This is a genomic window from Peptoniphilus sp. (genome assembly GCF_034090345.1).
In the GTDB taxonomy this organism is placed as follows: Bacteria; Bacillota; Clostridia; order Tissierellales; family Peptoniphilaceae; genus Peptoniphilus.
Window position 1 is genome coordinate 24,971 of record NZ_JAXDSS010000058.1, and the last position, 13,293, is coordinate 38,263.

The following is a 13,293-nucleotide window of genomic DNA, read 5'->3' on the forward strand; positions in this document are numbered from 1 at the left end:
CTCTCTTCAAGCTATAATTATATCATACTTAAATTTATTAATTTTGAATATCAGCTCTCGCCATTTTTAAGAATTCTCGCGTAGCTTGCTTCAAATATCTATTGTGTTTATAGAAAAAGTAAATTTCTCTTGATGTAAATTCTTTTGGAAGCTTATAATAACAAACTTCAGTCGTTTTACCAATACTCTTTATTAAAATATCAGATATAAAAGAAATTCCAACACCATTTATACTTAAGTTATAGCTAGTAATTTGTTGATCCAATTCAAATATAATGTTGGGATTAAAATTTTCACTTTGACAAATACTGTCAGCTTTTATTCTCGTGTCATTACCTTCCTTTAAAAATATAAAAGGCTCATCTTTGAAATTATCTAATTTTACAGGCTTAAATTTATCATTGAGATATTCTTTAGAAATTATGCTATCATACTCTAATTTGTATTCATATAAATTTTTATTTGATTTATAAGATGAAGGCACAACTAAAATTATGTGATCTTTCATCAAAATTTGTCTGTCATAAATTTCGGGGTCAAATTGATAGTTGTCTATAACTATATCTAACTCTCCTGAAGCTAAAGAATTTTCTAATTCAACTGTATTATCTTCTACTATATTTAATTCGACTTTTGGATACTTTTTTGAAAATTCTGAAATAACAAATGGTAAAACATGTGATATGAATAGAGAAGTTCCACCGATTGAAACCTTACCAGCTTTTAAATCACCTAAATCATTTAAATAGTTCTCAAAATTATCTTCTATTTCTAATATTTTTTCAACAGATTTTATATATTCTAATCCAAATTCAGTTAACCCTATTGGCTTTGTACTTCTATCAAAAATTTCATAACCTAAATTAACTTCTACTTTTTTTACTGCTGCACTTAATGATGGCTGAGATATAAAAAGATTTTTTGCAGCTTTAGAAAAACTCTTTTCTCTATATACCTCATATATATATTCCATTCCCCTGAACAATATAGACACCTACCTATGTTTATATAACTATTATTTACTTGATTTTATAATACATAATATCTATACTTATGGCAAGGTATAATTAATAATTCTTATAATTTAAATCAATTTATGTATAATATTAATAAAAAATGGCTTGATGAAAAATATTTCATTAAACCATTTTTTAAAATTATTTGTTTTTTTCTATGAATAAATCAATTTCTTTTCTTGTAGGCATAGAAATTGCCGTTCCTTTTTTCTGTACCGATAAAGCAGAAACAGCCGTTGCAAATTTAGCTGCATCAAACAAACTTTTTCCTTCAGATAAGGCGGTTAAAAGTCCGCCATTAAATGCATCACCAGCTCCCGTTGTATCAATTGCATTTATTTTATAAGAAGGTATAAGTGAATCTTCACCATTAGAATATACATAAGAACCATTTGCTCCAAGAGTTATAACAACATTTTCAATACCTTTTGAAAGTAATACGTCTTTAGCATGTCTTGCAGTTTCTAAATCTACTACTTTAACATCTGTTAGTCCTTCAACTTCTGTCTCATTAGGTGTGATTATATTTATATCAGATAAAAATTCATCATTTACTTTTTGATAGGGAGCCGGATTTAAAATAATTTTTACTCCCTTTTCAATAGCTTTCTTTATAATGTATTCATTTGCATCTTGATTAACTTCATATTGAATTAATAAATACGATATGTCATCTAATAATTCATCTAAAGAATCAATTTCTTCTTTTTTTATTGTATTACAAGCACCAGGAACTATTAATATTTGATTTTCAGCAGTTAATTCATCTACACATATTAATGCTGAGCCAGTTGAATCTTCTTCAGAAATTATAAATCCTTTAGAATTCATACCAATTTCATTTGCAATATCAAATGCTATTTTGCCAAAAGTATCATTACCAATTTTTGTAACAGTCACAATATCAGCTCCTGATTTATGTGATGCCACAGCTTGATTAAAGCCTTTACCACCAGGTCCAATATTAAATTCATTACCTCTTACAGTTTCACCGGGCCTTGGAAGACGATCTGCCCTTGACATTAAATCAACAACAAAACTACCAAATACCATTACTTTTTCTCTCAAATTATCACCTACTCAAAAAGAGGAGTGGATTAACCATTCCTCTTTATTTTTATTTTTATTTTACTACTAATCTTAATTCTACAGGAATAGATTTTTCAACAGTTTCTCCATTTATAACTTTAACAGCTGTTTCTATTCCAAGAGAACCTATATCTTTAGGTTGTTGAGCAATTGTAGCTGCTAATTCTCCGGCTTCAACAGATTTAACCGCATCATCAGTAGCATCAAAACCAACTACTTTGATATCTTTTCCACTTGTTTTAATTGCTTCAAGAGCTCCTAAAGCCATTTCATCATTATGCGCAAATACTGCTTTTATATCAGAGTTAGCTTGTAGTATATTTTCCATTACAGAAAGCCCTTCAGTTCTATCATAGTTTGCTGTTTGTTTAGCAACTACTGTTAATTCTGAACCTTCAATAGCTTCATTAAATCCTTGGCCTCTTTCTCTTGCTGAGCTGGATCCTGGAATACCTTCTAATTCTACAACATTACCTTTTCCCTCAAGAAGTTTGATTATGTGTTCTCCTGCCATTTTACCACCGGCGATATTATCAGAAGCTATGTGACTTACAACTTCTCCACCATTAGAAGCTCTATCTAATGTTATTACTGGAATGCCAGCTTCATTAGCTTTCATAACAGCTGCTGCAACCGCATCAGAGTCTGTAGGATTAACCAAAAGTACATCTACGTTCTTAGTAATTAAATCTTCTACATTTGAAAGTTCTTTCGCCGGGTCATCTTGAGAATCTAAAGCTATTATTTCTACGTCTAATTCTTTAGCTTTTTCTTCAGCACCAGTTTTTAAATCTACGAAGAATGGGTTTTGTAGTGTGGATACAACTACACCTATAGTCTTGCTGTCTTTTGCTGCGTCATCTTTTTTGTCAGAAGCATTTTTGCCTCCAGTACATCCTGCTAATAATGTTGCAACTATTAAAGCACACATTAGCATTGCAATGATTTTTTTGTTCATACATTACCTCCTAATTATTTGTTTTTTCTATCTAATAATACTGCTAAGAGTATTACAATAGCACGTACAACCATCTGATAATAAGATGATACATTCATCAGATTAAGTGAATTATTTAGTATCCCTATGATTAGTGCGCCAAATATAGTTCCAAGAATACTACCTTGTCCACCAGCAAGTGAAGTACCTCCAAGCACAACTGCAGCAATGGCATCTAATTCATATCCATCACCTGCATTAGGTTGAGCTGAAACAAGCCTTGAAGTTAAAATTAATCCTGCCATAGCAGCAAATAGTCCATTGATTATATAAGATTTAATTTTTACAATATCTGTATTTAATCCTGACAATTTTGAAGCTTCTTCATTTCCCCCAATTGCATATACATATCTACCTGTCTTGGTGTTATTCAATATAAAATAACATACAATAAATACTATTCCCATTATATAAACTGGTGTAGGAATACCAAATATTGAGCCGGCACCTATCATTCTAAAAGCATTTAAATTTTCAACCTTTAAAACAGATATCGGCTTTCCCTGAGTAAATACAAGAGTAGCTCCTTTTAATAATGTCATAGTTGCCAAGGTAGCTATAAATGGTTGAGCTTTTCCTTTAGTTATAATAACACCATTTAGTCCACCTGCTAAAATACCTATGAATAAACAAATCAAAACTGCTGCTGTCACACCGTAGCCACTGACTAAAATATAAGCTCCAATAGCTGAACTAAAAGCTAAAATTGAACCAACAGACAAGTCAATTCCACCAGTTAAAATTACAAAAGTCATACCTGCTGCAATTATTGCATTTATAGAAGTTTGTCTTAATACATTCAGTAAATTATTTGGAGATATAAAATTAGGTCTTAATGTAGTAATAATTACCGAAAATAAAATTAAAAGTATAATAGGTCTAAATTTACTTAAAAAATCTTTTGTCTTATTCATTTTTACCCCCTATGATAAAATCATACTCATGATAGCTTCTTGGTTTGCCTCTTCTCTTTTTAATTCACCCTTTTTAATGCCATCATGCATTACCATAATTCTATCACTCATACCCAACAACTCCGGCATTTCTGAAGATATCATTATGATCCCAACTTTTTCTTTTTTTAATGAATTTATTATTTCATAAATCTCTGTTTTAGCTCCAACATCTACCCCTCGAGTAGGTTCATCTAAGATTAAAACTTTTGTCTTATTCATAAGACCTTTGGCAATAGAAACTTTTTGCTGATTTCCACCAGATAAATTCTTAATTTTTTGATTTAATGATGGAGTTTTTATATTCATTTTTTTTACGAATTCGTTTGAAACATCAATTTCTTTTTTCTTAGAAATTTTAAACAGAGAACTTATTTTTTCTAAAGAACTTATAGTGATATTTTCAGAAATATTCATAGGAAGAATAAGTCCATCTTTTTTTCTATCTTCAGATACATAAGTAATACCTTGCTTTATAGCATCACTTGTATTTTTTAAGTTTAAAATTTTATTTTCTAATGACACATTTCCTTTTTCTGTACCATAAAAACCATATAGAGTTTTCGCCAATTCACTTCTTCCTGCACCAACTAAACCTGCTATGCCTAGGACTTCTCCACCCTTTAAGTTAAAAGAAATATTTTTAATATATTCATTAGTCAAGTTTTCTACTTTTAGTATTTCATCTTCTCCTTGAATTGGAATATATGGAAATTGTTCTTTAATTTCTCTGCCAACCATTAGATTTATAATTTTATTCTCATCTAGATTATCTATCGATTCTTCCGCAATAAATTTACCATCTCTTAAAACAGTTATCTTTTCACAAACTTCAAAAATTTCTGTAAGACGATGAGAAATATATATGATAGATTTATTTTGTTTTTTTAACTCTGAAATGACATTAAATAAAACTTCCACTTCTTTATCCGTTAATGCATCAGTAGGTTCATCCATAATTATAATTCTTGCATTAACAGAAAGTGCCTTGGCAATTTCAACCATCTGCTGAGAAGCAATTGATAAATTTGAAATATATTCTCTTTCAGAAATATTAACTCCTAATCTATTCAAAATTTCTTTAGATTCAGAGTACATCTTTTTCTTATCAATAAAAATTCCATTTTTAGGCTCTCTTCCTAAAAATATATTTTCTGCAACTGTTAAGTTAGGTATTAAATTCAATTCTTGATGTATAACTGCTATATTATATTTTTGTGAATCATTTACACTATTTATATCAACTAACTCATCATCTATATAAATATTTCCCTCATCTTTTTTATAGATTCCGGATAGAATTTTTATTAAAGTAGATTTTCCAGCGCCATTTTCTCCCAAAAGTGCCATAGCCTCATTTTTATAAATATTTAAATTCACTTTGTTCAAAGCTTTGACTCCTGGGAAACTTTTAGATATATTTTCTAGTTTCAATATTATTTTATTCATTAGAAAAACACTCCGCTCTGCAATATTATGTTTGAATATGGTCGTATATCACCTGTTCTAACTATACATATAGCATCTTTTGTAAGTTCTTTAAATTTTTCATGACATACATAATCCATTTCTAAATCTCCAAGTTTAGAAAAAACATAATCATTTATTTCTTTGTTGCTTTCTTTTATTTCTTCAGCTAGTATGAATTTTTCTACACACATTTCACTTAATATCGCATCAAGTACCTGTTCAAAGCTTGGGATTTTAGCAACTACAGCTAAATCTATTCGCTTAACATTTTCTGGAATTGGTAGTCCACAGTCTCCGATTACAATAGTTTGTGTATGCCCTAACATAGCGATAGTATAAGATAGTTCACTATTTAGGATTTTATCTTTTTTCAAAATATTTCACCTCTTATTTGAAATCGATACCATTTTTACTCAGCTATTCTTTTGAATAGCTATCAATTTAAATTATTTAAGTATCTTGCCACATAAACTCCACAAGCTGATGCTTGAGATAGAGAATGTGTAGCTCCGCCACCATCCCCAACTACATATAGTCCTTCTTTTATAGTTTGGAAATTTGAATCAACATCGATTTTTGAATTATAAAATTTAACTTCAACCCCATAAAGTAATGTGTCATCATTAGCTGTACCTGGAGCTATTTTATCTAATGCATATATCATTTCTATTATAGAATCAAGTTGTCTTTTAGGAATAACTAAAGATAAATCTCCCGGAGTAGCCTTTAAAGTTGGTACAGTAAAACACTTTTCCATTCTTTCTTTATTAGATCTTCTTCCTTTAACCAAATCTCCAAATCTTTGCAATAATACTCCACCACCTAGCATATTAGACAGTTTTGCAATAGATTCACCATATTCATTGGATTCTTTAAAAGGTTCTGTAAATTTATTTGCAACTAATAATGCAAAGTTAGTATTTTGGCTCTGTAATTTAGGGTCTGCATAAGCATGTCCATTAACAGTTATTATACCACTTGTGTTTTCTGCTACAACTTGACCATATGGGTTCATACAGAAAGTTCTAACTAACTCATTATATGCCTTTGCTTGATACACAATTTTACTTTCGTACACATCATCTGTTATATGCTTGAAAACTTCTGCTGGAAGCTCAACTCTAACTCCTATGTCAACTTGATTTGACTCACAAGTTATGCCAAATTTACCACAAACTTGAGAAACCCATTTAGAGCCAGATCTTCCAGATGCTAAAACTAAATTTTTGCATTTAAAACTTTCATTTTTATTTGTTGTAACTATATATTTTTTTTCAGATTCAATATACTCAACATCTAAAGCAGTTGTGTTGAACAGCATTTCTACTTTATCTTTAGAATAGTTATACATTTTCTCTAAAATTTTAACATTTCTATCTGTTCCAAAATGTCTAACTCTAGCATCTAATAAATGTAAGTCATGTCTTAAAGCCGTTGTTTTTAAGTCAGAAGATGCAGTTGAATATAATTTAGACTCTGCTCCATCAAATTCGCAAAGTACACTGTCAACATATTCCATAAGTTCGATAGCTTTTTCTCTACCTACAAATTTATGCATATCACCGCCAAAGTTTGTGGTAATGTTATATTTTCCATCTGATAAAGTTCCCGCTCCACCATATCCATTCATTATATTACATGGTTCACAGCCAATACAATTTTCAACTTTTCCAGTCTTTATAGGGCAATTTCTTCTTTGTATAGGGTTACCTTTATCTATCATAATGACTTTTAAATCAGTGTCTAACTTTGTAAACTCATATGCTGCAAATACTCCACTTGCACCTGAACCTACTATTACAACATCAACTTCTCTCATTCATACCTCCAAAAGTATTATTTTATATAATAAATTTATTATATTCAGATTAAAAATTTTATCAGATGAGTATCTTAAGTCTAAGATTCAATATAAACTTTATCTTGCCCATCAACTTCTGATATTTCAACGATTACCTTTTCTCTTCTAGCTGTAGGTAAATTTTTCCCTACAAAATCAGGTCTTATTGGTAATTCTCTGTGTCCCCTATCAACTAATGCAACTAATTTTATAGCTCTAGGCCTTCCTATTGATAAAATAGCATCTAGCGCAGCTCTGACGGTTCTACCAGTGTAGATTACATCGTCGATTAATATTACTGTCTTACCATCAATTTCAATATCTAAATCCAATTCTCTGGAATTTTCTCTATCGTCTCTAAAATTAATGGGATTTATAGCATAAACGGGAACATTTATATCTTCAATTTCTTTAATTTTTAAAGATATTCTTTTAGCTATATCTTCACCTCTGCTTACTATGCCCAATAATATTAAATTATCAGGTTCTTCACTTCTCTCTAATATTTCATTTGAAATTCTTGAAATAGCACGTTTTATAGCAATCTCGTCTAGAATAATATTTTTCATATGTCCGCCCTCTTCATAAACTTTTCAAATCTTATTGGAATACTATCTTCAAAAATCATACTTTCATTTGTAATGGGATGTATAAATTCCAACTTATAAGCATGCAACATTTGCTTTTCAATTTTATATTTATTTTTTCGTCCGTACAAAGGGTCTCCCAAAACAGGATGATTTATATAATTCATATGTACCCTAATTTGATGTGTTCTTCCAGTAGCTATCTTTACATTTAAAAATGTATGATTTTCAAAAACTTTAATTGGATTATAGTAAGTTAGTGCTTCTTTAGAATTGTGTTCTGTAACAGAAAACTTAATTCTATTTTTTACATCTCTTCCTATTGGTTTATCTATAATGCCATCTTCAAGTACTTTACCCTCTACAATAGCCCAATACATTTTATTTATTTTTCTATTTTGAAACATAGTAATTAAATTAGAATAAGCCAGTTGACTTTTAGCTATTATCATAAGGCCACTGGTATCTTTATCTAATCTGTGCACAATTCCTGGCCTTAAAGAATCTCCTGTATCAGCTAAACAATCAAATTTATACAACAATCCATTAACTAGCGTATTGTCATAATTTCCAGCACCAGGATGCACAACCAATCCTTGTGGTTTGCATATAATAGCTATATCTTTATCTTCGTATAAAACTTTAAAGTCAATATCTTGTGGAACTAATTCGATTTCATTATTGTACTCTACATCTATTACATCATTTATTCTTAATTTATAGCCTGCTTTTTCTCGTTTAGAATTAACCAATATACTTCCATCATCTATCAGTTTTTTTATTTGGCTTCTAGATAATTCAAGATTTTCATTTAAAAATAAATCTAATCTTTTATTTTCTGAATTTGAAATAAATTTATTCTTATACATTTCTCTTTTTCCCTGGATTATCAAATAATATGACCATAATTAGAAGAATTATAGTTCCAACAACAATAAATGAATCAGCCAAATTAAATACTGCAAACTCGTATCCAAAAATATTAGTGGAAATAAAATCTACGACGTATCCTAAACGAATTCTATCTATAAAATTACCTATACTACCACCTAATATAAGGCCTATTGATAAATTCAACATCTTAGTGTTTTTCTTATAATCTTTAAACAAAACATTTAAAAGAACAATAAGCACAACTACAGTAACTATAGTAAATAGCCAACTTTTGTTTTGTAACATCCCAAAAGCTGCACCTCTATTTTCCAGATAATAAAAGTTTAAATATTTATCAATTATTACCATAGGGGGTTTATCTTTTAAATTTAAAACAACCAAATATTTACTTAACTGATCAATTACTATAAGTAGCATTGAAAATAAAATAACTGCCATTTTTACCTCACTTAGGAAACTTAATAAGTATTACAAAATTATTCTTTTTAGTAGTATTTTCTATTTTTTCAAAAACTATTCTTCCACGTCCACGAACCGATAAAATATCCCCTTCTTTTAATTGAATAGAAGTTTTTATCTCAGGTTTAAAGTTAACTTGAACTCTACCTGACTTTATTAACATTTCAACCTTAGATCTTGAAATTTTTAAAACTGAACTCAATATAGTATCTAATCTAAGAGAAGAAACTATAAACTTATTTTCTACATAAGTTGTTTCTTGATATTCAAATTTATCATCACTAAAAAATATGGTATGTTTGCCTATTTTTTTTAGATTAAATCTTAAAAAGTTGTATTGTTCAGCTTTAACAAATATAAAGATATTATTACTACCAATAATAATATCTCCAACTTTACTTCTATCAATTCCTAAACCTAAAATCGAACCCAGTACATCTTTGTGTTGTATATTTTCTACTTTGTTTAGCGAAATATACAAAATTTTATCTTTATCTATTTCATATAAATACTTTGGAAAAATATATATAATATTTCTCTCAGCTTGAGTGTATCCACCATCTATTAGATAACTTACATCATATCTGTTTAAAATAGATTTTGATAGTTCAACTTCATAAGGGCTCAAAAAATCAGTAGATAAAATTTCGTGCTTATTTAAAACAATCTCAATCTTATCTACTACTTTTTTTACTACTATTAATTTATCATCCGGAATGTGTAAAAATAATTTATCCTTATTTATTTTTACCAAGGAAACATTCCACTATTTTTAAGCTCTTCTTTTAAGCCATCAATCTCAACATTTTTGGGAGCTAATACAAAAATATCTTTATTCACTTTTTGTATTTTCCCATCCATTGCATATAGGGCTCCACTTACAAAATCAAATATTTTTCTCTTAACTTCTAAATCTAATTGTTCAAAATTAAGAACTACTGATTTATCAGCTCTTAAATCATCAACAATATTAGGGGATTCGTCATAAGATAGAGGTTCATGTACTGAAATTATCATATTAGAAGCATTTAAACTCAACACTCCACTGTCTGATTTCCTTTTAGTAGTTCTAATTGGAACATCTTCTATATTTCTTTCTTCGGGAAAATTTTCCTCATAATCTTCATAATCATATTCTTCTGAAAACCCAAAAACTTTTTTCATTTTATCCATAATTTCTGACATACGTTACCTCCAAATTCTCTTTCCAAAAATTTTACTGCCAACTCTAACCATATTCGAACCTTCTTCTATGGCTAATCTATAATCTTGGCTCATTCCCATAGATAAAATATCCATTTTAACTTCGGAATAATTATTTTTTATTTCTTCTCTTAGTTTAAACATTCTCTTAAAACAATTTCTAAGTAATTCTTCATCATCAGTATCTGGAGCAACCGTCATTAAACCTTGAATACTAACATTTTTATAGTCTAAGCATGTCTCCAAAAAACTTCTAACTTCATCATAAGCTACCCCACCTTTTTGTGTTTCTCCAGCTATATTAACTTCTATAAGGCAGTTCACAATCATATCTGAGCTCTTTGCTCTCTTATCAATTTCTTCCAACAAGTTTACCCTATCAAGAGACTGTATCAACCTAACTTTATCATAGATATATTTTACCTTATTTGTTTGTAAATTGCCAATCATATGGAAATTTTGTTCAGGTAAAAATTCAATTTTTTCTCTTAATTCTTGTACTTTATTTTCACCAAACTCTATAGCACCTCCACTAATAGCTTCTAAAATTTCATCTATATTACGTGTTTTAGAAACAGCTATTAAATTTACTTTTTCGCCACTTATAGAATTCTTTTCTAAAATTTTAATTTCTTCAATTAAACTTTCCATGTTTGATTTTATAGACATATCAACACTTCCTTAATTTAAAATCTTAGATTCTTCAACCTGTTTTGGATTTAATACTATTTTATCATTTAAAGTAACAGTTTTAACTGATTTATCTTTAAGTTTTATAACTGAATTTTTGTCACCTGTAGAAATATAAGAATAATCTTCAAAAGGAACAACCACTTTTATAGGTACAAACTTAACTAAACCATGAATTTCTTGCACAAATACACCAAATTCACCTTTTCTTTTAATAATCGCTGACTTTGGTATCTCTAGACAATCTTCGTTTTGAAGAATTATATCATAAGGTTTTATTCTATCTTGATAGACATTGTAAAAATTTTGAGACATATCAACTATTACAACTGCTCCATTTTTAGATTTGTTTATCATAGATATTTTACCTTCTAGTGAAATATCTTCATTCCTAAATTTCAAATTGTCCCCAATTTCTTTAGAATCAAGTTTTTTTATATCATCTACTTGTAAAGCTATTTTATAATTTAAATTATTTATAAGCTTGTATAAATTATCACCCTTATTAACCTCAACTTTAGTTTTAAATCTGCTAATATTTTTGTGTGAATTTAAATATCCGTAAGTATATTCACTTAAATCTTCAATAGTATAATACTTTTCCAAACCATCAATTTTAAAAGATACTATAGAAGAAAAATCAGCTGAGTAAGTATAATTACTTTCAGAAATTTTATTTTGAAGTTTTTCTTTTTTATCTTTCAACTCATCAACTGATAAGTTTATAAGCTCTGAAAGTTCACTTATATTCAGATTATTATTTGAGTATAAGTCCAATCCATCTACCGAATGTATAGCCTCAATAAAATTTTCATCCTTTAAAAAGTTTTGTATTTTTTCTATAGAAGGGATTGATTTTTCAGAACTATATTCTACATGATTTTTAGACTTATAGCTTAGTGCAGAATTTACTTTTATAAGTTCATCATTTAAATCTGAAGTATCATCCATCATATTTAAACTTGCTATTTCATAACCTACAGGTACTTTTTCACCTTCACTTGCATTGTATACACATATACCACTGTTTTTAGCTGTATATACTTTCTCATTTAAAATATTAAATCCTATAACAGGAACTTTCTTTTCGTATGTTTTTAAAGTAGCAAAATCTGTTTTATAATCTTTATACATTCTACCATTTATAGCTCGAAATGCTAGAATAAAGAAAATCAAAACGAATATGCTGCTTATTAATCTTCTAATAAAATATTTTTTCTTTTTTAAAAACTGAACTTTCAAAATACCCCTTCTCGCTATTCAAAAAATATTTCTTCTATTTCTTGTTTATAGCCTCTAGTCATTAATTCTACTACTGCTTCTCTAGGGTCTTTATTATTATATATTACTTCATAAAGCTTTTCTGTAATAGGCATATTAACGCCATACTTGCTAGCTAAGTCATAAGCTGATTTTGTGGTTTTAATACCTTCAACTACTTGTCCAACTTTTTGAGACGCTTCTTCAGAGGATAGACCTTGCCCTATGAGAATACCAGCTCTCCTATTACGAGAATGTATTGAAGTACATGTTACAATTAAATCTCCTATACCTGAAAGGCCATTAAATGTTTGAGGGTTGGCACCTAATTTCATACCGAGTTTACTCATTTCATAAATTCCTCTAGTCGCTAAAGCAGCAGTAGTATTATCCCCATAACCTAACCCATCACTCATTCCAGCGGCTAGAGCAATTATATTCTTTAGAGCTCCACCGATTTCAACACCCACTAAATCATTATTCGTATAAACTCTAAATGTATCTGTTGCAAATGCTTCTTGAACTACTTTACTTGAATCATAATCATTTGAAGCAGCAACTATAGCAGTAGGTATTTCTCTTCCAACTTCTTCTGCATGCGATGGGCCCGATAATGAAACAAAGTTTGAATTTGGCAATACTTCACTACTTATTTCACTTACTCTATCAAGTGTATTAAGTTCTAATCCTTTAGATAGATTGACAATTAATTTGCCATCAGCTATATCTTTTATACTTTTAGCTACTTCTCTAAATTTTTGAGTTGGAACAGCCATAACTATCATCTCACAAGAGTCTATACATTTAACAATATCATCTTGTGCCTTTAACCCTA

At 29.1% G+C, this 13,293-nt stretch carries 15 protein-coding genes; all 15 read right to left on the bottom strand.

Annotated features, from left to right (window positions below):
* Positions 1-37: 37 nt before the first annotated feature.
* Entirely contained in the window at positions 38-973 is a 936-nt protein-coding gene (locus SOR77_RS04950) for a LysR family transcriptional regulator (RefSeq protein WP_320636068.1), read from the bottom strand.
* A gap of 184 nt (positions 974-1,157) precedes the next feature.
* Complete coding sequence (rbsK, locus tag SOR77_RS04955) at positions 1,158-2,084, bottom strand: ribokinase (RefSeq protein WP_320636069.1); 927 nt, start codon at positions 2,082-2,084, stop codon at positions 1,158-1,160.
* 55 nt (positions 2,085-2,139) lie between these two features.
* The gene (gene rbsB / locus SOR77_RS04960; RefSeq protein WP_320636070.1) at positions 2,140-3,063 is read right to left on the bottom strand and encodes a ribose ABC transporter substrate-binding protein RbsB; all 924 of its coding nucleotides are present in this window, start codon (positions 3,061-3,063) and stop codon (positions 2,140-2,142) included.
* A gap of 14 nt (positions 3,064-3,077) precedes the next feature.
* On the bottom strand, positions 3,078-4,016 hold the full coding sequence (gene rbsC, locus SOR77_RS04965) for a ribose ABC transporter permease (protein WP_320636071.1): 939 nt from the start codon (positions 4,014-4,016) through the stop codon (positions 3,078-3,080).
* Positions 4,017-4,025: 9 nt separating this feature from the next.
* Positions 4,026-5,504, bottom strand: a complete 1,479-nt coding sequence (locus SOR77_RS04970; protein ID WP_320636072.1) for a sugar ABC transporter ATP-binding protein — start codon at positions 5,502-5,504, stop codon at positions 4,026-4,028.
* The gene (gene rbsD / locus SOR77_RS04975; protein WP_320636073.1) at positions 5,504-5,899 is read right to left on the bottom strand and encodes a D-ribose pyranase; all 396 of its coding nucleotides are present in this window, start codon (positions 5,897-5,899) and stop codon (positions 5,504-5,506) included. The genes SOR77_RS04970 and rbsD overlap by 1 nt, the downstream gene beginning before the upstream one ends.
* A gap of 62 nt (positions 5,900-5,961) precedes the next feature.
* The gene (locus SOR77_RS04980) at positions 5,962-7,344 is read right to left on the bottom strand and encodes an NAD(P)/FAD-dependent oxidoreductase (protein ID WP_320636074.1); all 1,383 of its coding nucleotides are present in this window, start codon (positions 7,342-7,344) and stop codon (positions 5,962-5,964) included.
* 80 nt (positions 7,345-7,424) lie between these two features.
* Positions 7,425-7,934 (bottom strand): bifunctional pyr operon transcriptional regulator/uracil phosphoribosyltransferase PyrR, encoded by a 510-nt coding sequence (gene pyrR / locus SOR77_RS04985; RefSeq protein WP_320636075.1) that lies wholly within the window; start codon positions 7,932-7,934, stop codon positions 7,425-7,427.
* A complete protein-coding gene (locus SOR77_RS04990) occupies positions 7,931-8,821 on the bottom strand; it encodes an RluA family pseudouridine synthase (protein ID WP_320636076.1) in 891 nt (296 codons plus the stop codon). Before SOR77_RS04990 ends, pyrR begins: the two co-directional genes overlap by 4 nt.
* Positions 8,814-9,284: a signal peptidase II gene (lspA, locus tag SOR77_RS04995; protein ID WP_320636077.1), complete on the bottom strand. Its 471-nt coding sequence runs from the start codon at positions 9,282-9,284 to the stop codon at positions 8,814-8,816. Before lspA ends, SOR77_RS04990 begins: the two co-directional genes overlap by 8 nt.
* 7 nt (positions 9,285-9,291) lie before the next feature.
* Positions 9,292-10,059 carry an RNA-binding protein gene (locus SOR77_RS05000; protein WP_320636078.1) on the bottom strand — a complete coding sequence of 256 codons (768 nt, stop codon included), beginning with the start codon at positions 10,057-10,059 and terminating at the stop codon, positions 9,292-9,294.
* Positions 10,053-10,490, bottom strand: coding sequence for a cell division protein SepF (locus SOR77_RS05005; protein WP_004823088.1), 438 nt, complete (start codon positions 10,488-10,490; stop codon positions 10,053-10,055). Before SOR77_RS05005 ends, SOR77_RS05000 begins: the two co-directional genes overlap by 7 nt.
* A gap of 3 nt (positions 10,491-10,493) precedes the next feature.
* Positions 10,494-11,177 (bottom strand): YggS family pyridoxal phosphate-dependent enzyme, encoded by a 684-nt coding sequence (locus SOR77_RS05010; protein WP_320636079.1) that lies wholly within the window; start codon positions 11,175-11,177, stop codon positions 10,494-10,496.
* 12 nt (positions 11,178-11,189) lie between these two features.
* Entirely contained in the window at positions 11,190-12,440 is a 1,251-nt protein-coding gene (locus SOR77_RS05015) for an HlyD family efflux transporter periplasmic adaptor subunit (RefSeq protein ID WP_320636080.1), read from the bottom strand.
* Between the two features lie 14 nt (positions 12,441-12,454).
* A partial coding sequence (locus SOR77_RS05020) for an NAD(P)H-dependent glycerol-3-phosphate dehydrogenase (protein ID WP_320636081.1) occupies positions 12,455-13,293 on the bottom strand: 839 nt, incomplete at its 5' end.